15 protein-coding genes, 1 tRNA gene and 3 rRNA genes are annotated in these 20,499 nt (G+C 56.2%); 13 read left to right on the top strand and 6 right to left on the bottom strand.

The window, feature by feature from the left end:
• Position 1 precedes the first annotated feature (1 nt).
• The 11 genes from carB (at position 2) to MTP40_RS02610 (ending at position 13,506) form a co-directional block, all read left to right on the top strand.
• The gene (gene carB, locus MTP40_RS02560) at positions 2 to 3,253 is read left to right on the top strand and encodes a carbamoyl-phosphate synthase large subunit (RefSeq protein WP_249259759.1); all 3,252 of its coding nucleotides are present in this window, start codon (positions 2 to 4) and stop codon (positions 3,251 to 3,253) included.
• Between the two features lie 140 nt (positions 3,254 to 3,393).
• Entirely contained in the window at positions 3,394 to 3,705 is a 312-nt protein-coding gene (locus MTP40_RS02565) for an HU family DNA-binding protein (protein ID WP_005929264.1), read from the top strand.
• Positions 3,706 to 3,834: 129 nt separating this feature from the next.
• Positions 3,835 to 5,022, top strand: a complete 1,188-nt coding sequence (locus MTP40_RS02570; protein ID WP_005929262.1) for a DEAD/DEAH box helicase — start codon at positions 3,835 to 3,837, stop codon at positions 5,020 to 5,022.
• Between the two features lie 191 nt (positions 5,023 to 5,213).
• The gene (locus tag MTP40_RS02575) at positions 5,214 to 5,867 is read left to right on the top strand and encodes a MerR family transcriptional regulator (protein ID WP_249259760.1); all 654 of its coding nucleotides are present in this window, start codon (positions 5,214 to 5,216) and stop codon (positions 5,865 to 5,867) included.
• The gene (locus MTP40_RS02580) at positions 5,848 to 6,159 is read left to right on the top strand and encodes a heavy metal-binding domain-containing protein (protein ID WP_097769942.1); all 312 of its coding nucleotides are present in this window, start codon (positions 5,848 to 5,850) and stop codon (positions 6,157 to 6,159) included. Before MTP40_RS02575 ends, MTP40_RS02580 begins: the two co-directional genes overlap by 20 nt.
• A complete protein-coding gene (locus MTP40_RS02585; protein ID WP_249259761.1) occupies positions 6,156 to 7,058 on the top strand; it encodes a CPBP family intramembrane glutamic endopeptidase in 903 nt (300 codons plus the stop codon). The genes MTP40_RS02580 and MTP40_RS02585 overlap by 4 nt, the downstream gene beginning before the upstream one ends.
• A gap of 117 nt (positions 7,059 to 7,175) precedes the next feature.
• Positions 7,176 to 7,403, top strand: a complete 228-nt coding sequence (locus tag MTP40_RS02590; RefSeq protein WP_249259762.1) for a hypothetical protein — start codon at positions 7,176 to 7,178, stop codon at positions 7,401 to 7,403.
• A 197-nt stretch (positions 7,404 to 7,600) separates the two neighbouring features.
• A 16S ribosomal RNA gene (locus MTP40_RS02595) occupies positions 7,601 to 9,111 on the top strand.
• Positions 9,112 to 9,382: 271 nt separating this feature from the next.
• Positions 9,383 to 12,217: ribosomal RNA gene (locus tag MTP40_RS02600) — 23S ribosomal RNA — on the top strand.
• A 125-nt stretch (positions 12,218 to 12,342) separates the two neighbouring features.
• Positions 12,343 to 12,459, top strand: a 5S ribosomal RNA gene (gene rrf, locus MTP40_RS02605).
• Together the 16S, 23S and 5S rRNA genes form the textbook arrangement of a ribosomal RNA operon.
• A 501-nt stretch (positions 12,460 to 12,960) precedes the next feature.
• The gene (locus MTP40_RS02610) at positions 12,961 to 13,506 is read left to right on the top strand and encodes a hypothetical protein (protein ID WP_156075130.1); all 546 of its coding nucleotides are present in this window, start codon (positions 12,961 to 12,963) and stop codon (positions 13,504 to 13,506) included.
• 86 nt (positions 13,507 to 13,592) lie between these two features.
• On the opposite strand, the gene MTP40_RS02615 is transcribed toward MTP40_RS02610, so the two are convergent.
• The 5 genes from MTP40_RS02615 to MTP40_RS02635 form a co-directional block, all read right to left on the bottom strand.
• Entirely contained in the window at positions 13,593 to 15,131 is a 1,539-nt protein-coding gene (locus tag MTP40_RS02615; protein ID WP_249259763.1) for an AAA family ATPase, read from the bottom strand.
• Positions 15,132 to 15,143: 12 nt separating this feature from the next.
• Complete coding sequence (locus MTP40_RS02620) at positions 15,144 to 16,586, bottom strand: vWA domain-containing protein (RefSeq protein WP_249259764.1); 1,443 nt, start codon at positions 16,584 to 16,586, stop codon at positions 15,144 to 15,146.
• Positions 16,570 to 17,646, bottom strand: a complete 1,077-nt coding sequence (locus MTP40_RS02625) for a leucine-rich repeat protein (protein ID WP_249259765.1) — start codon at positions 17,644 to 17,646, stop codon at positions 16,570 to 16,572. Before MTP40_RS02625 ends, MTP40_RS02620 begins: the two co-directional genes overlap by 17 nt.
• A gap of 63 nt (positions 17,647 to 17,709) precedes the next feature.
• Entirely contained in the window at positions 17,710 to 17,862 is a 153-nt protein-coding gene (locus MTP40_RS02630; protein WP_005936439.1) for a hypothetical protein, read from the bottom strand.
• A 24-nt stretch (positions 17,863 to 17,886) separates the two neighbouring features.
• Positions 17,887 to 19,545, bottom strand: coding sequence for a glutamine--tRNA ligase/YqeY domain fusion protein (locus MTP40_RS02635; protein WP_156075173.1), 1,659 nt, complete (start codon positions 19,543 to 19,545; stop codon positions 17,887 to 17,889).
• A gap of 204 nt (positions 19,546 to 19,749) precedes the next feature.
• On the opposite strand from MTP40_RS02635, the gene MTP40_RS02640 reads away from it, so the two are divergent.
• Together MTP40_RS02640 and MTP40_RS02645 are read left to right on the top strand one after the other, a co-directional pair.
• Positions 19,750 to 19,825, top strand: a tRNA-Pro gene (locus MTP40_RS02640).
• A 153-nt stretch (positions 19,826 to 19,978) separates the two neighbouring features.
• Positions 19,979 to 20,230: a DUF6061 family protein gene (locus MTP40_RS02645; protein WP_223388600.1), complete on the top strand. Its 252-nt coding sequence runs from the start codon at positions 19,979 to 19,981 to the stop codon at positions 20,228 to 20,230.
• Here the strand turns inward: MTP40_RS02645 and MTP40_RS02650 are convergent.
• On the bottom strand, positions 20,219 to 20,497 hold the full coding sequence (locus tag MTP40_RS02650) for a transposase (protein ID WP_442900434.1): 279 nt from the start codon (positions 20,495 to 20,497) through the stop codon (positions 20,219 to 20,221). The genes MTP40_RS02645 and MTP40_RS02650 overlap by 12 nt on opposite strands.
• Between the last annotated feature and the right edge of the window lie 2 nt (positions 20,498 to 20,499).

Genomic DNA, 20,499 nt, shown 5'->3' on the forward strand with positions numbered 1-20,499 from the left:
AATGCCCAAGGACCCCAGAATCAAAAAGGTGCTGGTCATCGGCTCCGGCCCCATCATCATCGGCCAGGCCGCTGAGTTCGACTACTCCGGCACCCAGGCGTGCCGCGCCCTGAAAGCAGAGGGTATTGAGACCGTTCTGCTCAACTCCAACCCCGCTACCATTATGACCGACCCGGATGTGGCCGATCATGTCTATATCGAGCCCATGACCCTTGAGGTGGTGGAGCGCATCCTGGAGATCGAGAAGCCCGACTCCGTTCTGCCCAACCTGGGCGGCCAGATGGGCCTGAACCTCTCCATGGAGCTGGCCCGTTCCGGCTATCTGGACCGCACCGGCATCCGCCTGCTGGCCTGCAAGCCCGAGACCATCGACCGCGCCGAGGACCGTGAGCTGTTCAAGGAGACGATGGAAAAGCTGCATCAGCCCATCATCCCCTCTGAGGTCGTGGAGACCCTGCAGGATGCGCTGGCCTGTGCGGACCGCATCGGCTACCCCGTCATTGTCCGCCCTGCCTTTACCATGGGCGGCACCGGCGGCGGCATCTGCGAAAACAAGGAAAAGCTCATCGAGATCGGCACCAACGGCCTGCGGCTTTCCCCCATCCATCAGATCCTGGTGGAAAAGTGCATCGCCGGTTGGAAAGAGATCGAGTACGAGGTCATGCGCGACCACAAGGGCAACGTGATCACCGTCTGCAACATGGAGAACCTGGACCCCGTCGGTATCCACACCGGCGATTCCGTGGTCGTGGCTCCCTCCCAGACCCTGACCGATCACGAGTACCAGATGCTGCGCACCGCCGCACTGGATATCATCACCGAGCTGGGCATCGAGGGCGGCTGCAACTGCCAGTTTGCCCTGAAGCCCGACAGCTACGATTACGCGGTCATCGAGGTCAACCCCCGTGTGTCCCGCTCCTCCGCTCTGGCCTCCAAGGCCACCGGTTACCCCATTGCCAAGGTGGCCACCAAGATCGCCATCGGCTATACGCTGGACGAGATCACCAATGATGTCACCGGCAAGACCTGCGCCTGCTTTGAGCCTGCGCTGGACTACATCGTGGTCAAGTACCCGAAGTGGCCCTTTGATAAGTTTGTCTACGCCGACAAGTCTCTGGGCACCCAGATGATGGCCACCGGCGAGGTGATGAGCATTGGCAACAGCTTTGAGGCGGCCATGATGAAGGCGGTCTCCTCCATCGAGCTGGGGATGGACACCCTGACCCACAAGCCCTTTGAGGAGCTGACCGATGACGAGATCGTGGCCCACCTGCATGTGCAGGATGCGGAGCGCGTGTTCTGTGTCTACGAGGCCCTCAAGCGCGGCATCGACCACGAGACCATTTGGAAGATCACCAAGATCGACTGGTGGTTCCTGGATAAGATGCAGCACCTGGCTGACCTGGAAAAGGGTCTGGCAAAGTGCAACGGCGTGCTGAGCCTGGAGCAGTATCAGACCGCCAAGAAGTATGGTTTCCAGGATAAGACCATCAAGCGTCTGGCACAGGTGGATGTTCTGCCTGTGGAGAACTACCGCGCCGGTTTCAAGATGGTCGATACCTGTGCTGCTGAGTTCTCGGCCAACACCCCGTACTTCTACTCCACCTACGACGGCGACAACGAGGCCGCCGAGTTTATTGCCGCCAGAGAGGCTGAGGCTGCCGCCAACGGTCAGCCCAAGAAGAAAAAGGTGCTGGTCTTTGGCTCCGGCCCCATCCGCATCGGTCAGGGCATCGAGTTCGACTACTGCTCTGTCCACTGTGTCTGGACTCTGAAGAACCACGGCTGCGAGGCTATCCTCGTCAACAACAACCCCGAGACCGTCTCCACCGACTTTGACACCGGCGACCGTCTGTACTTCGACCCCCTGAACCCGGAGAGTGTGGACAACATCATCGCCACCGAAAAGCCCGATGCCTGCGTGGTCCAGTTCGGCGGCCAGACCGCCATCAAGCTGGCAAAGCACATGGATGAGATCGGCCTGCCCATCCTGGGCACCCCGGCGGATGCCATTGACGAGGCAGAGGACCGTGAGCGTTTTGACGAACTGCTGGAGCGCTGCAAGATCCCCCGTGCGCCCGGCCGCACCGTATTCAATCTGGAGGAGGCTCTGGCCGCTGCTGATGAGATCGGCCTGCCTGTCCTGATGCGTCCCTCCTATGTTCTGGGCGGTCAGAACATGATCGTGGCCTACACCAAGGCCGATGTTATCGAGTACATGGGCGTTATCACCGAGCATGTGGACATGGATCACCCTGTTCTGCTGGATAAGTATATCATGGGTACCGAGTGTGAGGTCGATGCCATCTGTGATGGCGAGAACTTCCTCATCCCCGGTGTCATGGAGCAGGTGGAGCGTACCGGTGTCCACTCCGGCGACTCGATCTGTGTCTACCCGGCACAGCATCTGACCCAGGCCGAGATCGACACCATGGTGGATTATACCGGCCGCTTTGCCCGCGAGCTCCACGTCACCGGTCTGGTCAATGTCCAGTACGCGGTTTCCAACGGCAAGGTCTATGTCATCGAGGTCAACCCCCGTTCCTCCCGTACCGTGCCTTACATCTCCAAGGTCACCGGTGTGCCCATGGTGGATCTGGCCGTGCGCTGCTGCCTGGGTGAGAAGCTGGCAGATATGGGCTACGGCATCGGCCTGCACCCCAACGCCCCCTATGTGGCCGTTAAGGTGCCTGTGTTCAGCTTTGAAAAGCTGCACGGCGTGGATACCCAGTTTGGCCCTGAGATGAAGTCTACCGGCGAGGTGCTGGGCATTGCTCCCAACTATCACGATGCCCTGCTCAAGGGCCTGATCGGCGCGGGCTATACCTTTAAGACCCCCGGCCCCGCCTCCTGCTGCATCTTCACCGTGAAGGACAGCGACAAGCCCGAGTTTGTGGATATCGCCTGGAAGCTCAAGAGCATGGGCTACAAGCTGTACGGCACCTCCGGCACCTGTGCATGGCTCAACAAGCACATGGTCCCCTGCAACGAGGTGCGCAACATGTCCGGCGAATCCCCCAACATCGTGGACCTGCTCCAGAGCGGTCTGGTGGACTATGTGTTCTCCACCAGTGCCAAGGGCCGTGACCCCAAGCGCGATTCTGTCCGCCTGCGCCGCAAGGCTGTGGAGCTGAGCATCCCCTGTATCACTGCTGTGGATACCGCCAACGCACTGGTCGATTGCCTGCGCAGCGACCATGACCTGAAGAATATCCCGCTGGTGGATATTGCAACGCTGTATCATAAAAAATAACGCACAAAATGTAACTCGTGCGCAATATTATGCGTTTCGTGCGCAATCTCTCGTAATGAGGGGCTGCATTTGTTATACTCAACAACGCAAAATTTGCCAAAAGACGTTACTTTTGGACGTTCCAGGAGGATATCGATACAATGACTCGTTCCCAGATGATCGAAACCGTGGCACGCAAGACTGGCTTTACCGAAGCACAGGTCGAGACCACGATGGACGCTTTGTTTGACCAGATCGCTGACTGCCTGCGTGCAGACGAGAAGGTGACCATTGCCGGCTTTGGCCGTTTTGAGATGCGTCCCCGCAAGCCCAAGGCTTACACCAACCCCAAGACCAAGGTCTCCAGCCGTCTGGAGTCCACCTCCATCCCTGGCTTCAAGGCCAGCGGCCGTTTCAAGCAGAAGCTGGAAGCAGGCCGTGCCGCTGCTCAGAGCGTGGAAGAGACCGCCTGAGCGCCAGAACAGTTCCTCTGACCGCAGAGCCGTGCCCCAAAAGGGTGCGGCTCTTTTTGCGTGCTGACAAGCGCCGCGTTTCATGGTATACTGAACAAAACAAGGGTAGAAGGATAAGGAGTATCAAACATGCTTTACAGTGAGTTGCAGTGCAGTGAAGCCATCCACAAGGCCGTGGAGCGGATGGGTTTTGCAGAGATGACGGAAATTCAGGAAAAGACCATCCCTGTGATGCTGGCAGGCCGGGATGTGATCGCCAAGGCCCCCACCGGCACCGGCAAGACCTGTGCCTTCGGTATCCCGGTGGCGGAGCATATCGACCCGGAAAAAAAGTACCCACAGGCTGTGATCATGGCCCCCACCCGGGAGCTTGCCCAGCAGATCGCCGAGGAGCTGACCGAGCTGACCTACTTTATGCCTGAGGTGCAGGTGGCCTGCGTGTACGGCGGTGCCAACATGGAAAAGCAGGCCAGGCGTTTGGCAGAGGGTTGCCAGATCGTGGTGGCCACCCCGGGCCGCCTGATGGACCACTATAAGCACCACAGCATCGATCTGGCCCATGTGACCCAGGTGGTGCTGGACGAGGCCGACGAGATGCTGAACATGGGCTTTTATAAGGATGTGCGGCATATCATTGAGCTGATGAAGGCCCGCAAAAGCCTGTCCATGTTCTCCGCCACCATCAGCCGCGAGGTCATGGACATCGGCTGGCTGTATCAGAACAACGCCGAGGAGATTACCGTTCAGCCCAGGGAGGAGAGCCAGCCCAAGATCACCCAGTACATGCTGGAGACCTCCGGCCGCAACAAGCTGTCCGACCTGGCCCAGATCATCATTGGCGAGGGCTACAAGCGGGTCATGGTGTTCTGCGATACCAAGTTCAATACCGCCACCCTGGCCAACCAGCTGGCCCGTCTGGGCTTCTCTGTGGACTGCCTCCACGGCGACCTCTCCCAGAAGGAGCGCAACCAGATCATGCAGAACTTCCGGGACGGTAGGCTGGCTATCCTTGTGGCCACCGATGTGGCTGCCCGCGGCATCGATGTCTCGGATGTGGATGCGGTCATCAACTACGATGTCCCCGGCGACAACGAACATTACACCCACCGGATCGGCCGCACCGGCCGCGCCAAAAAGGAGGGCGTGAGCTATCTGTTCTATGTGCCCGAGGAGAAAAAGCGGGTGCAGGAGCTTCTCCGCCTGACCCGCAACACCGACCTGTGTACCCCGGTCCATTTTGATTTCAACCATGAGCGCATCGTGGTGGAGAAAAAGCAGGACAATGCCGACCGGTTCCAGATCAAGTGCTATTTTTAAGGGAAGAAACTCCCCCAGTCTGCTCCGCAGACAGCCCCCTCAAGGAGGGAGCCTGCCCGTACGGTAAGCCTCCCTCTCTGAGGGAGGTGTCGAACGAATGCGAGACGAAGGGAGTTCTTTTTTCAAAAAACCATTGACCTTCCCCTTTCTGGAAGGTGTAAGATGGTGCCTGTAAGGAGGCTGCAGAGCCAATGAAGATCAACGAGGTGGAAGCCGCCGTGGGCGTGACCAAAAAGAATATCCGCTTTTATGAGGAAGAGGGACTTATCAGCCCCCGACGGGAGCCCGGCAACGGCTACCGCAGTTACTCGGAGGCAGATGTCGAGCGTCTGCGGCGCATCAAACTGCTGCGCAAACTGGATGTGCCGCTGGCCGAGATCCGGCAGATGCTGGAGGGAGAGTGCACGCTGGCTGAGGGAATGTCCCGGCAGCTGGAACGCTTGAACACCCGCCGCACCGATCTGGACGAGGCAGTGAACTTCTGCACTCTGCTTCAAAAGGAACCTGTCAGCCTCAATGAACTGGATGTGGAACAGACGCTGGCGCGCCTGGCCGCAAAAGAGGAACAGGGGGTAACATTTGTGGATATCGAACAGGTGGACCGGAAGGCCGAGCGCGTCAGGGGCGCGCTGGTGGGAGCCGGATTGTTTACTGCGATCATGCTGCTGTCCATCGGCATCATGGCGTGGGCGTTCTGCGTCGATCCGCAGGATGTGCCGCCGCTGCCGCTGCTGGTGGTGCTGTTCGGCATCCCGACGGGCTGCATCATCGGCACGCTGAAGGTGCTGGTGGATCGTCTCAAAGAGATCGGAAAGGGAGAAGAAGATGCTTATCGTAACTATTAATGAAGTCCCCGGTAAAAAGATCGAGGCTCTGGGGGTGGTGCGGGGCAGCACCGTGCAGAGCCGCAACCTTGGCCACGACATCATGGCCGGGTTCCGCACCCTTGTGGGCGGCGAAGTCACCGACTACGCTGAGATGCTCACCGAGGCCCGGCAGATCGCCACAGGCCGCATGGCAAAGAATGCGGAGGAACTGGGAGCCGATGCTGTGGTTGGGATGCGTTACGCCTCCGCCAGCGTCATGCAGGGCGCAGCAGAGGTCATTGCCTACGGAACGGCGGTGAGATTTGTATGAGTGCAAAAGAAAAACAGGGCTTTTCCCTTTATTTCCTGATTACCTTTGGTCTGGCGTGGCTGTGCCAGGTGGGCGGCTGTATGGCCCTGCTCCAGCAGAAGAATGCCGTGTTGTATCAGCTGGCACTGATCGCCACTATGTTTTGCCCGCTGCTGGCTGTGCTGCTGGTGCAAAAAGTATTTCTGCGCCAGCCTGTCGGTATCGGCTGGAAGGTGCAGGGCAAACGGCGGTTCTGGCTGGCCGCGTGGTTCGGCCCGGCAGTGTTCACCCTGCTGGGCGCAGTGCTGTATTTTGCCGTGTTCCCCTCCCGGCTGGACTTTTCCTGCAGCTGGCTGGTAGCCGCCTACGGCGGTGAGATGGATGCCCAGACCCTGCGCAGCGAGCTGGGGGTCTCTACCCTCAGCTATCTGCTGCAAAACGGGCTGTTTGCGGTGATCCTTGCCCCCGCCATCAACATGTTTCCTGCACTGGGCGAGGAAGTCGGCTGGCGCGGCTACATGATGCCCCGCCTGAAGGAGCGGTTCGGCCTGCTGAATGGTCGTCTGCTGGGCGGCGTTGTGTGGGGTGTCTGGCATTGGCCCCTAATGCTGCTGGTGGGTTACGAGTACGGCACAAACTATCTGGGCGCACCGGTGCTGGGGCTTGTAGTGTGGTGTGTGGTCTGCTTTGCCCTGAACACCCTGCTGGATCTCCTCTGCGAGAAAACAGGCTGTATCTGGGTGCCTGCCATTGCGCATGGTGCTTTCAATGCCATTGCGGCGCTGCCGCAGGTACTGATCACCCCGGCAGATGCATATTATAATGTGCTTGGTCCCATGCCCATCGGTTTGATCTCTGTGCTGCCCATGCTTGCTGTGGCAGTAGGATTGACCCTGCATCAGATGAAACAGGAACAGTAAGAAGAAAACGCAATCCCCGGCGGTCAGATCGACTGCCGGGGATTTTCTGCGCTTATAATATAAATAAGGAAAGCAGCGTTCAAGCGATGGCGCAGACCCTGCCCGGAAGCACTCATTTTGCGAAATATAGAAAAAACTCAAAAAAGATGCAAAAAAGTGTTGACAGAAGGGCGGGGATGTGGTATTATACTTGAGCGCCAAGGGCCGCCGGAAAGAATGACTTCTGAAAGCGGCAGAAGCAAAGCGAAAAGAACCAATATGGATACGTTGAAAAACGAGCCACAAGTTCGAAAAGATCGAAAAGCTTCCGAAAAAGTGCTTGACAAAAAATCACTTCTGTGGTAAAATAATCAAGTCGTCAGCCGCTAAGGCTGAGGCGCACAGGACCTTGAAAATTGAACAATATCGAAAAACTTGTAACGGAACCTATTTTCGTGTTGGAAAAACACGTTAAACAATTCCAAACAAAGTAATTCACACAGGACGCAAGCGATTGCGTACTGAGCGAAGAAGATTTAACACTTTTTAAGTGATAAATATCATTTATAAAGAGTTTGATCCTGGCTCAGGACGAACGCTGGCGGCGCGCCTAACACATGCAAGTCGAACGAGAGAGAGGAAGCTTGCTTCCTCAATCGAGTGGCGAACGGGTGAGTAACGCGTGAGGAACCTGCCTCAAAGAGGGGGACAACAGTTGGAAACGACTGCTAATACCGCATAAGCCCACAGCTCGGCATCGAGCAGAGGGAAAAGGAGCAATCCGCTTTGAGATGGCCTCGCGTCCGATTAGCTAGTTGGTGAGGTAACGGCCCACCAAGGCGACGATCGGTAGCCGGACTGAGAGGTTGAACGGCCACATTGGGACTGAGACACGGCCCAGACTCCTACGGGAGGCAGCAGTGGGGAATATTGCACAATGGGGGAAACCCTGATGCAGCGACGCCGCGTGGAGGAAGAAGGTCTTCGGATTGTAAACTCCTGTTGTTGAGGAAGATAATGACGGTACTCAACAAGGAAGTGACGGCTAACTACGTGCCAGCAGCCGCGGTAAAACGTAGGTCACAAGCGTTGTCCGGAATTACTGGGTGTAAAGGGAGCGCAGGCGGGAAGACAAGTTGGAAGTGAAATCTATGGGCTCAACCCATAAACTGCTTTCAAAACTGTTTTTCTTGAGTAGTGCAGAGGTAGGCGGAATTCCCGGTGTAGCGGTGGAATGCGTAGATATCGGGAGGAACACCAGTGGCGAAGGCGGCCTACTGGGCACCAACTGACGCTGAGGCTCGAAAGTGTGGGTAGCAAACAGGATTAGATACCCTGGTAGTCCACACCGTAAACGATGATTACTAGGTGTTGGAGGATTGACCCCTTCAGTGCCGCAGTTAACACAATAAGTAATCCACCTGGGGAGTACGACCGCAAGGTTGAAACTCAAAGGAATTGACGGGGGCCCGCACAAGCAGTGGAGTATGTGGTTTAATTCGACGCAACGCGAAGAACCTTACCAAGTCTTGACATCCTGCGACGATGCTGGAAACAGTATTTTCCTTCGGGACGCAGAGACAGGTGGTGCATGGTTGTCGTCAGCTCGTGTCGTGAGATGTTGGGTTAAGTCCCGCAACGAGCGCAACCCTTACTGTCAGTTACTACGCAAGAGGACTCTGGCAGGACTGCCGTTGACAAAACGGAGGAAGGTGGGGATGACGTCAAATCATCATGCCCTTTATGACTTGGGCTACACACGTACTACAATGGCGTTAAACAAAGAGAAGCAAGACCGCGAGGTGGAGCAAAACTCAGAAACAACGTCCCAGTTCGGACTGCAGGCTGCAACTCGCCTGCACGAAGTCGGAATTGCTAGTAATCGTGGATCAGCATGCCACGGTGAATACGTTCCCGGGCCTTGTACACACCGCCCGTCACACCATGAGAGCCGGGGGGACCCGAAGTCGGTAGTCTAACCGCAAGGAGGACGCCGCCGAAGGTAAAACTGGTGATTGGGGTGAAGTCGTAACAAGGTAGCCGTAGGAGAACCTGCGGCTGGATCACCTCCTTTCTAAGGAGTCAGGCAGATGGAAGAACATCGAAGATGGTCGGCCATCTGGAACAGGTGACAGATACAAGCAGAGTAGATATTGTTCGATTTTGAGGGCCCTGAAAAGGACACTCAAAGACGTACCTTGAAAACTGAATAATAACTGCGAAACAAAGATTATAGTAAGTTCTTTTAAGAAATATTGCAATTTCAAAAGGAAGGGTAACAATAATCTTCGTTGGCAAAAGAGAGAATCAAGAGGATACCAAATGTTCTGAAAGAACGTTTGAAAGGTCAAGCGAACAAGGGCGCAGGGCGAATGCCTTGGCACTGGGAGCCGATGAAAGACGTGATAAGCTGCGATAAGCTTCGGGGAGCTGCAAATAAGCATTGATCCGGAGATTTCTGAATGAGGAAACTCATCTGGGTTCATACTCAGGTACAATGCACTGAAATTTAAAATAGGTGTATTGAGGGAACCGCCTGAACTGAAACATCTAAGTAGGGCGAGGAAGAGACATCAAACGAGATTCCGTAAGTAGTGGCGAGCGAACGCGGAAGAGGGCAAACCGAGAGTAGAAATACTTTCGGGGTACGGACTGCTTTTAAGACTTAATCTGTTAACCGAACGGCATGGGAAGGCCGGTCAGAGAGTGTGAGAACCACGTAGGTGAAAACGGAGAGAGCTGCGCAGGATCCAGAGTACGGCCAGACACGTGAAACCTGGTCGGAATACGGGGGGACCACCCTCCAACCCTAAATACTACCCAGTGACCGATAGCGTATAGTACTGTGAAGGAAAGGTGAAAAGCACCCCGGGAGGGGAGTGAAAAAGAACCTGAAACCCTGTGCCTACAAGCACCTAGAGCGCGTCAAAGCGTGATAGGGTACTTTTTGTAGAACGGTCCGGCGAGCGATTGTATGCAGCAAGGTTAAGGACTTAAGGTCTGGAGCCGAAGCGAAAGCGAGTTTGAAAAGGGCGTTAAGTTGCATATAATGGGCCCGAAACCGGGTGACCTACCCATGGTCAGGTTGAAGTGGAAGTAAAATTCCATGGAGGACCGAACCGACCTCCGTTGAAAAGGCGGCGGATGAACTGTGGGTAGCGGAGAAATTCCAATCGAACCCGGAGATAGCTGGTTCTCCCCGAAATAGTTTTAGGACTAGCCTCAAGTTAGATACCTGGAGGTAAAGCACTGAATAGCCTAGCGGCCGAGAGGTTAGCGAAGCTTATCAAACTCAGAATGCCAGAGTATTGATGCTTGGGAGTCAGACAGTGTCAGATAAATGTCATTGTCAAAAGGGAAACAGCCCAGATCTACAGCTAAGGTCCCAAAGTCAGGTTAAGTGGAAAACGATGTGAAGATACGCAGACAACCAGGATGTTGGCTCAGAAGCAGCCACTCATTCAAAGAGTGCGTAATAGCTCACTGGTCGAGCGTCTTTGCGCGGAGAATTTAACGGGGCTAAACCTGACACCGAAGCTTAGGCAATGTAGTAATACATTGGGTAGGGGAGCGTTGTATACGCGGAGAAACAGTAGCGCAAGCGGCTGTGGAGTGTATAGAAGTGAGAATGCCGGAATGAGTAGCGCGAATGCAGTGAGAATCTGCATGGCCGAAAGCCTCAGGTTTCTGGAGGAAGGTTCGTCCGCTCCAGGTTAGTCGGGAGCTAAGGTGAGGCTGGAAGGCGTAGCCGATGCACAGACGGTAGAGATTCCGTCACCACCAAAAGAGTTAAGCACAGGGACACATATGAAGTCTCAGAGCCGGGTGTTGGTTCCGGTAGAGATCGAGGGAAATTAGTACCGAAGTCTGAGATGGAAGATGGCGAGAAAAGCTGTGTGTATTTCTGAGGTGCCCGTACCGCAAACCGACACAGGTAGGTAGGAAGAAGATTCTAAGGCCAACGGGAGAAGGGTTGTTAAGGAACTCGGCAAATTGACCCCGTAACTTCGGGAGAAGGGGTGCTCCAGAGATGGAGCCGCAGAGAATCGGCCCAAGCAACTGTTTACCAAAAACACAGGTTTGTGCTAAATCGAAAGATGACGTATACGAGCTGACGCCTGCCCGGTGCTGGAAGGTTAAGAGGAGATGTGCAAGCATTGAATCGAAGCCCCAGTGAACGGCGGCCGTAACTATAACGGTCCTAAGGTAGCGAAATTCCTTGTCAGGTAAGTTCTGACCCGCATGAAAGGCGTAATGATTTGGGCACTGTCTCAACAGCCCGCCCGGCGAAATTGTAGTACCGGTGAAGATGCCGGTTACCCGCGACAAGACGGAAAGACCCCATGGAGCTTTACTGTAGCCTAATATTGGGTTTCGATGTTGCATGCACAGGATAGATGGGACTCTGGGAAACCAAGGCTTTGGCTTTGGCGGAGAGGCCGTTGGGATACCATCCTTGCGATATTGGAATTCTAACCTGCGGCTCTGAATCGAGTCGGGGGACATTGTTAGGTGGGCAGTTTGACTGGGGCGGTCGCCTCCTAAAGAGTAACGGAGGCGTTCAAAGGTTCGCTCAGCTTGAACGGAAATCAAGCAAAAGAGTGCAAACGCAGAAGCGAGCCTAACTGCGAGACTGACGGGTCGAGCAGTAACGAAAGTTGGAGTTAGTGATCCGGTGGTATGTGAGTGGAAATGCCATCGCTCAACGGATAAAAGTTACCCTGGGGATAACAGGCTGATCTCCCCCAAGAGTCCACATCGACGGGGAGGTTTGGCACCTCGATGTCGGCTCATCGCATCCTGGGGCTGTATTCGGTCCCAAGGGTTTGGCTGTTCGCCAATTAAAGCGGTACGCGAGCTGGGTTCAGAACGTCGTGAGACAGTTCGGTCCCTATCTGTCGTGGGCGCAGGATATTTGATGGGAGCTGTCCCTAGTACGAGAGGACCGGGACGGACGTACCTCTGGCGCACCAGTTGTTCCGCCAGGAGCATAGCTGGGCAACTACGTACGGATCGGATAAACGCTGAAAGCATCTAAGCGTGAAGCCGACCCAAAGATAAGATATCCCACTGATTCAATCAGGTAAGATCCCTTGTAGACTACGAGGTTGATAGGCACGATGTGTAAGTGGAGTGATCCATTCAGCAAGTGTGTACTAATAGATCGAGGGCTTGACCACAATTCGCTTGAATTCTCAAGTCAATGACAAAATGTAAGCAGTGATTATTCAGTTTTGAAGGCACGTCCTTCTAAGAAACACTGGACAAAGTAGAACAGAAATGTTATACTGAGCCAGTCATATTGGTCGGTGACGATGACGGTGAGGTTCCACCTGTTCCCATTCCGAACACAGAAGTTAAGCTCACTCGTGCCCAAGATAGTTCGCTGGAAACGGCGCGTGAAAATAGGTAGTCGCCGACTTACATGAAACCCCTGAGGAAGAAATTCCTTGGGGGTTTGTTGTTTTTGTGCGGTATTTTCTTTCACTGGCAAAAATATTGCCAAAGGTTTCTATTTTTGCTTGATTTTTTTGTGCATTATGTTATGATGATATTGAGGATGCTGGTTGACCAATCCTATTCTATAATGACGTGTTATCTAGTGACCTCGGATCCGCTTATTCAACATTAGACAGAAGAAAGGAAATCAGAAAGGATTAAATTATGAAACGTGCAATACTTATACTGCTTTCGGTTGTTCTGATGCTGGGTGTGCTGTGCAGTTGCAGCACCAACGATAAGGCTGCGGATGATTCGGTTCAGACTACCACCTCTTCTCACCACTCTGGTCATCATGCAGAACCCGGTGAACCAAACCATCATAAATAAATCGGCATAGAAGGCTACGGAACATCGTGAAGTACGCTGTGGACACTAAGGTATGTGTAAAACAACTATAAAGAACCGAAAGGAGACGAGAAAGATGAAAAAGCGGATGGGAAGCCTGTTCCTTGGAGCGATGATGGTGCTTCTACTGGCTGTTCCGGCGTTTGCTGCAGGGGATGCAGTGGACGTATCTGGAAGCAGTTGGTGCAGCTGCGGAGGAAAGATGACGGAATCTGTCCACTATACCGGCTGGGTGACGCAGCAATTTGTGGACTGCACCCACGGAATTGCACACAGCAAGGATGCATATCAGACCTGTCTCCGTGTTACGACTACGGTATGCCCGAAGTGCGGAAACGGCGAAACGACCGAAGAAGTGCAGGAACGGTATGTGTGCTATGCTTCCCGGAGCACAGTGGAAGCGTTGGAGGCACTTCCGGAAGTGCTGCAGTGCCCTGAGTGCGATGAGGGTGAAGTAGTAAAAATCAGCCACCGCCAGACCCCGTGGATCACCGTTGCACAAACGGAAAACGGCCTGTCGGAGCAGACCTGCATTGATGTGACGACCTACCGCTGCGATTTCTGCGGCTACGGATTCAATCAGGAAGAAACACAGCACCGAACGGTAAAACTGCATGGATAAAACCGGATAGAGGAAAAGTATGCAAAATGAAAGAAGCGCCTTACCTGACAGGGTAAGGCGCTTCTTTTCTCATAAATAATGGGTGCTTACTGCCCTCCGTGGCGGCGGGCTTCGGCGGCAAGCTCCTGCTGCAGCGCGGCCTTGCGATGGTCGAGCAGCAGGTCTTTGTTGTACCGGAAATAGCGGTCGCAGCCATTTTCGGTGATGAAAGCATGGGAAGCAGGGTTCAAGGTCAGCTCCGTGACGAACACCACCATCTCCTGGCTTTCGGCAAAGGCGTTCTCCATAAAGTCAAATGCAGCTTCCAGCGCGGCGCTGGCGGCTTCCTGTGCCTGATCCCGGGCCTCGGCAAGGGACTGGAACTGTGTGCGCAGGAGGTCAAAGGCGGGCTGTGTGCTCACCGCATTGGCGCGGCGCAGCTCCGCATCCCAGCTGCGGAGGGCGGCATACACCTGCAGGCGGGTATTCAGCGCGTCATGGCTCAGCAGACCGGCGGCACGCTGGCGCTGGGTCTCGGCATCATAGTCCGTGACCATCTGAGCGAACAGGGTAAGCTCCCCATCCGGGATGTCTGCAGGCAGGGTGGAAAAGCCCTGTTTGGCCTCCCGCAGGAAGGCATAGCAGGCATCGGCGACGGCATCGGCCTGCCGGGAGGCAGTGAACCGGGTGTTCAGACCGGACAGGATCAGACTGACCAGCGAGAGCCGTTCATCAAACGGTGCATTGAGCAGGCGGGCATAAACGGCAGGCTTGACCTGACCGGCCAGGATCTCCTCTACGCCGTAGTCATCACGGTACTTATAATAGAGATCAAGATAGGCAGAGAAGTCCTCTGCGATCTTCTGGTGCTGGAGATACTGCCGGATGAGTGCTTCATCTGCCTGCAGGCCCAGCGATTCATAGGTGTCCAGCAGGTTGGACAGATCCTCCCAGCCGCGGGCAGTGACGAACTGTGTGCCGTCCACATCGGCGTTGATCTGGTAGAAATTCTGGGGATGCAGATCGAGGTAGCTCAGGATGGCACTGTGGATGTGGGCTGTGCGGGCGTAATCTTTCCATACCTGCAGGTCGGGCTCAATGTCCATCCGACGGACACGGTCCAGCGTGACGATATCGAAATCGCGGACGGATTTGTTATACTCCGGCGGGTTGCCTGCCGCCACGATGACCCAGCCGGCAGGCACTGCCTGGTTGCCGAAGGTCTTGCACTGCAGGAATTGCAGCATGGTGGGGGCCAGCGTCTCGGAAACGCAGTTGATCTCGTCGATGAAGAGGATGCCCTCTTTCAGGCCGGTGGCTTCCATCTTGGCGTAGACGCTGGAAATGATCTCGCTCATGGTGTATTCGGTCACAGAGACATCCTTGTCGCCATAATGGCGCTGCCGGATGAAGGGCAGGCCCACGGCGCTCTGGCGGGTGTGGTGGGTGATGGTGTAGGCCACCAGTGCCACGCCGCACTCCCGGGCGGCCTGCTCCATGATCTGGGTCTTGCCGATGCCCGGAGGACCCATCAGTAGGATGGGGCGCTGCCGGATGGAGGGAATGGCATACTCGCCCAATGTGTCCTTGGCCAGGTAGGCTTTGACAGTGTGTTCGATCTCTTCTTTGGCGCGTTTGATATTCATAAGTTCACATCCTCACGAGTTGTTCAATTCACGGTAAGGGTCGTCCTCTTCGGCCAGCGCGTCGGCCAGTGCCGATGCGGCCCGGGCCGTTGGCCCTGAAAATTCATCCTCATCCAGAACCACCTTCATGGCCCAGGGGGGAACGTTGGCATCATCGAATTTTTCGCCCAGGAACAGGAACGCGGTATCGTAGGCTGGGCGGCGGGCCGGGTAGGTGCCCATGCCATCGGTAAAATAGAGCAGGCCCCGCAAGTTGGAGAACTTCTTCTCGGCGCAGAGCTGGTTCACATATTCAAAGGCAGGCCGGAAATCGGTGCCGCTGCCGCCCCGCAGCTCAAAGTGGTTCATGGCATGGATGAGCTCGTCTTCGTTACGGATACGCAGATCCTGCCGGATGGCGTTATCTGCCTGAATGAGATGCAGGTTCATCCGGTGGAAGAAGTTCTCCCGCCCTTTCAGCAGGGTGTAGGTTTCGGCCAGAAAGGCCCGTACCAGCTCGCCGGAGGTGGAGTAGCTGGTGTCAATGACCAGCGCCAGCTCCTCGATCTTCTTGCTTTCCCGGGTCTCCAGGGGCTCGATCAGGGGCATGTTTCCGTAGACCGACAGGCCGTAGGTGTAGAAGTTCAGGTCGAACTCATCCGGATCGAGGTGGACCTCCTCCCGGGTCACGCAGAACCGCCGCAGGAAATCCTGATAGCTCCGGCGGCTGCGGTTGGCGGCCTTGACCTGCTGCTTCAGGGCATCGGCACCGTCACCGGCTTCCTTGTCCCGCAGGTCCAGCTCGGTCTGCATCCGCTCACCGATCTTCTGCCACGTCTTCTGGGGCAGGGGCGTGGGCATCTGCTGGGGCTGCTCGGGGGCATCCTTGGGCCACAGGCGGTGGTCATCGGTGTAGAATTCCCGCTCCAGCTGGCGCAGAATGCCGGGGGTCTGGCCCGCCAGCCACCGGTAAGCCGGAGCAGCGGCCACCACCCTGCCCTCCGCGGCAATGGCGGCGTAGGCGTTCTGGCGCACCCAGGTCAGCGGGCGCTTGACACTGGAACGATTCAGGCTGTCCAGCACATTCTCCACGGCGATATCGCAGGCCAGATTCCACAGCCGGGCATCACGCTTGCCCTTGAGCCAGAGATGGCGAAATACGCAGTGGAATACCGTGTGCAGATACAACCGATTGAGATATTTTGGGTTCTCCTGGTAGAGCCGCAGCAGGGCGCTGGGCTGATAATAGAGGTTCACGCCGTCTGTGGCCAGCACGCCGCACCGCTCGTCCGGTACCGGGGTCAGGGCACTGAGCGCCATATCCAGAAAGCGGAAGTCGAGGTACAGCCCGCTGCGCACCACAGCCAGCACCTCGCCGCCCATCCGGGCCTGCCACTCCTCGTGGGTCTCTGGCCGTTTGGATGCAAAGGGCTTGCGGGGGTCGAAGAATTTCTCTTTTTCAGAAATCAAAATCATACCTCCGCTTCTTCGGGGCGGAACCCCTCTTTTTGTGCTCTGCGTCGGCCAGCAGTGCAGCGGCAGCTGCGTTGTCTGCCTTGGCGGCAAGCGCCGCGCCCTCAGCAAAGGCAGCAGCATCCAGCACATCCAGCGCCAGCAGATCCTTTATGCTGTCGGTATCCTGTGCCTTCAGCAGGCGCTGGAGCACAAGGCCGGTGTGAGCGGCCAGAAATTCACGGTAGGGGGCCTTTGCCTTTTCGGTCAGGTTCCATGGCCAGCGCAGGCGGTCAAAGCAGAGCATGGCCGCCACGCCCTGATCCTCGGCAGCGTGGCCGTCCGGGAAGATGGCATCATATTCTGCGGAAAGGATTTTTCCATCCAGAAAACACTGCCTGTAATGATATCCCTGCCCTGAAAAGGTGTGGAGCAGGATGTGGGCGGGGCTTTCCTCTACGTCCTCCCAGTAGGCGGGGTACCATAGCCCTGCCCGGGGACGCGCCTCGCCCGGGAGCCAGAACAGTGCCCGCACGGCCTCGGTGATGTTGTTCACAAGGGCGAACAGGCCGGTCTTTTCCTCGGGAGCGGCCCGGACAAGGAGGTCTGCCAGCGCAAAACAGTTCAGGAACACGTCGCTGCCCACGGTCAGATCTCCGGCTCCCACACTGAGCCGCCGCAGCCTACGGCAGTTGTAAAAGGCGCAGCTGCCGATGACCTGCAGGCTGTCCGGCAGGATGATCTCCTCCACGAAATTGCCGCACACCGGGTGCAGCTCCTCCGGGGCAGCAGACCCTTCCCCGAAGTCGAGGTCATAGCGGCCATGCCGTCCGGTCAGGTCGCGGCCAAAGGCCTGCACAAGGGTGCAGGTACCGTCCGGGCCGACTTCATAGCGGCAGAGCGCATCGGCCCCGGGCAGACTTCTGGGCTTCTCGGAGAAGCAGTAGTCCCCCAGCTCAGTGATGGCCAGCACCCCGCCCTCCGGGCCCGGTACGCTTGCGGGAAGGGCCGCACAGGGCGCGTCGCCGTAAACACGGGTCAGGCGGGCGGTGTTCTTCTGTAACGGGATGATATCGATAAACATAGGGTCTCCTAACAAAAAAACTGCTGCACGGGCAGAGCCGTGCAGCAGTTGGGAGGGATGCGGTTACTGTGCGGCCTGTGAAGAAGCGGTAGAGGCGGCCGCATTGTCGGCAGCTGGAACCGTGCCGGTATTGGCAATATACAGGCTGAGGAACACACCCATGATGAGGGTGGCAACAGCCATCAGGATCGCATTCCGGATCAGATGCTTTTTCATCTGTTTGTACTCCTTTGAAAGGATTTACTTTGCAGGCTTGAAGCTGTCGCGCAGGGTGACCACGCGGTTGTACACGCCGGGGTTCTTGCTGTCCGGGGTGAAGAAGCCGGTGCGGACAAACTGGAACTTCTCGCCGGGCTTGGCATCCTTCAGGCTCTCTTCCAGCTTGCAGCCCTTGCGCACCACAACGCTCTCGGGGTTCAGGTAATCCTTGTAGTCGCTGCCCTCGGGGATGGCGTTCATATTGGCCTCGGTAAACAGCTTGTCATACAGGCGGACTTCAGCATCCACAGCGTGGTCAGCGCTGACCCAGTGGATGGTGCCCTTGACCTTGCGGCCATCAGCGGGGTTGCCGTTGCCGGTCTCAAGGTCGGCGGTGCAGTGGATGGCGGCGATGCTGCCGTCGGGGTTCTTCTCCACGCTCTCACACTTGACGATGTAAGCGCCCATCAGACGGACTTCACCGCCAATGGTCAGACGCTTGAACTTCGGGGGCGGCACCTCAGCAAAGTCCTCGCTCTCGATCCACAGCTCGCGGGTAAAGGCGACCTTGCGGGTGGAGGCATCGTTGGCTTCGCGGTTGGGGTTGTTGGCCACCTCAAAGAATTCGGTCTTGTCGGCGGGGTAGTTGTCCACGACCAGCTTCACAGGGTCCAGTACGGCGATCCGGCGCTGGGCGGTCAGGTCCAGCTCACTGCGGATGCAGGCTTCCAGCTGACGCATGTCGATCAGGTTGTCGGACTTGGAGATGCCGGCCTCCCGGACAAAGGTGAAGATGGAGGTGGGGGTGTAGCCGCGGCGGCGCAGGCCGCACAGGGTCGGCATCCGGGGATCATCCCAGCCGTCCACGATGCCCATTTCCACCAGCTCGCGCAGGTAGCGCTTGCTCATCACGGTGTTGGTCATGTTCAGGCGGGCGAACTCGCGCTGCTTGGGGAACTCGGTGCCAAAGATATTCTCGATGACCCAGTTGTACAGGGGACGATGATTCTCGAACTCCAGGCTGCACATGCTGTGGGTGATGCCCTCAATGGCATCCTGGATGGGATGCGCAAAATCGTACATGGGGTAGATGCACCACTTATTGCCCTGGCGGTGGTGTTCAGCATACTTGATGCGGTAGATGGCCGGGTCACGCATATTCATGTTGGGGCTGGCCAGGTCAATCTTGGCACGCAGAGTCTTTTCACCCTCCTGGAACTCACCGGCACGCATCCGGCGGAACAGGTCCAGATTTTCCTCCGGGGTGCGGTCACGCCACGGAGAGGGACGGCTGGGCTTGCCGGCATCGGCACCACGGTACTCGCGCATCTCGTCACGGGTCAGGTCGTCCACGTAGGCCTTGCCTTCCAGGATGAGCTTCTCGGCGTACTCGTAGCACTTGTCAAAGTAATCGCTGCCATAGAAGATGCCGCCGTTGGGGTCAGCGCCCAACCAGTGCAGATCCTCAATGATGCTGTTGACATACTCCTCACCTTCGCGGGCGGGGTTGGTGTCGTCCAGGCGCAGGTTGAACTTGCCGCCATACTGGTTTGCGATGGACCAGTTGATGTAGATGGCCTTGGCGCTGCCGATGTGCAGGTAGCCGTTGGGCTCCGGCGGGAAGCGGGTATGGATCTCGCTGATCTTGCCCTCGGCCAGGTCAGCATCGATGATCTCCGTCAAAAAGTTTTTATCTGCCATAGTGGTTTCCCCCTTGGTTTCAGGGCATCGCAGCCCGGAATTACACTTTCTTTCAATACACTTTATAATACACCATTTTTGGCTCTGCTTCAAGGCAAAAATACAAAGTAAGGGTGGTTTTCGGTGCCATGAGCAGATTTCCGCATTCTGCGCACTTGACGAATGCGCAAAAAAAGGGTATAGTATGATAGTATTCAGATTTTACGGGGTGTTGCGCAGTTGGTAGCGCGCCTGCTTTGGGAGCAGGAGGCCGCGAGTTCGAGTCTCGCCACTCCGACCAGACAAAAATAATCCGAACTTGTTTCCGATAGGAGATGGGGTCGGATTTTTTGTTTTCTTCGGAAAGTTCAATAGAGGTTTCCGACAGAAGCTGAAATCCGAAATCATAGATTGACCGAAACAAATCAAACACTGATTTCAGGAGGACACGATTATGAAGTACGATGCAAGAGCCTGTTCGTTCAACATGGATACTGGCTGTGTGGAGCTGCTGCTCCGGGATGGCAGAAAAATTTCCATCGACTGCACCGGGGTCGAAGATGCGCTGGATGTTACCATTGCGCAGCGGTCTGAACTGGACTACCTCATCTATAATGACCCGCTGGCGTATGCTGAGCTGATTCTGAACGGCGAACCGGGGGAATATTTGAAGAACGTGGCGGGAAGCCACGGATTAGAGGACTAAACACAAAAACAGGGCGCGTCCACCCGGACGCACCCTGCAAAATCCACACACGATAAGTAAGGCAGGGAGTTCCCCGACGGGAACTTCCTGTTTTTCTTTGGTTGCAATATGAGCCTGTTCCGCCTGCCATGCAGCAAACTCCCGTTGACCTTCCTCGCTGTTCCAGCAGGCAAGGATTGCCGGGTAGAATGCCCGTGCCAGACGTTCGATGGCTTCATCGGGATACGGGGAAAGATTTGTGGATTTTTTCTTCTTGTTCAAACGCACAC

It is taken from the genome of Faecalibacterium sp. IP-3-29 (assembly GCF_023347335.1).
GTDB classification, from domain to species: domain Bacteria; phylum Bacillota; class Clostridia; order Oscillospirales; family Ruminococcaceae; genus Faecalibacterium; species Faecalibacterium duncaniae.

Excerpts from the sequence above, each read along its gene's own strand:
- carB (WP_249259759.1), top strand. The coding sequence starts at position 2 with ATGCCCAAGGACCCCAGAATCAAAAAGGTGCTGGTCATCGGCTCCGGC.
- MTP40_RS02565 (WP_005929264.1), top strand. The coding sequence starts at position 3,394 with ATGACTCGTTCCCAGATGATCGAAACCGTGGCACGCAAGACTGGCTTT.
- MTP40_RS02570 (WP_005929262.1), top strand. The coding sequence starts at position 3,835 with ATGCTTTACAGTGAGTTGCAGTGCAGTGAAGCCATCCACAAGGCCGTG.
- MTP40_RS02575 (WP_249259760.1), top strand. The coding sequence starts at position 5,214 with ATGAAGATCAACGAGGTGGAAGCCGCCGTGGGCGTGACCAAAAAGAAT.
- MTP40_RS02580 (WP_097769942.1), top strand. The coding sequence starts at position 5,848 with ATGCTTATCGTAACTATTAATGAAGTCCCCGGTAAAAAGATCGAGGCT.
- MTP40_RS02585 (WP_249259761.1), top strand. The coding sequence starts at position 6,156 with ATGAGTGCAAAAGAAAAACAGGGCTTTTCCCTTTATTTCCTGATTACC.
- MTP40_RS02610 (WP_156075130.1), top strand. The coding sequence starts at position 12,961 with ATGAAAAAGCGGATGGGAAGCCTGTTCCTTGGAGCGATGATGGTGCTT.
- MTP40_RS02615 (WP_249259763.1), bottom strand. The coding sequence starts at position 15,131 with ATGAATATCAAACGCGCCAAAGAAGAGATCGAACACACTGTCAAAGCC.
- MTP40_RS02620 (WP_249259764.1), bottom strand. The coding sequence starts at position 16,586 with ATGATTTTGATTTCTGAAAAAGAGAAATTCTTCGACCCCCGCAAGCCC.
- MTP40_RS02625 (WP_249259765.1), bottom strand. The coding sequence starts at position 17,646 with ATGTTTATCGATATCATCCCGTTACAGAAGAACACCGCCCGCCTGACC.
- MTP40_RS02630 (WP_005936439.1), bottom strand. The coding sequence starts at position 17,862 with ATGAAAAAGCATCTGATCCGGAATGCGATCCTGATGGCTGTTGCCACC.
- MTP40_RS02635 (WP_156075173.1), bottom strand. The coding sequence starts at position 19,545 with ATGGCAGATAAAAACTTTTTGACGGAGATCATCGATGCTGACCTGGCC.
- MTP40_RS02645 (WP_223388600.1), top strand. The coding sequence starts at position 19,979 with ATGAAGTACGATGCAAGAGCCTGTTCGTTCAACATGGATACTGGCTGT.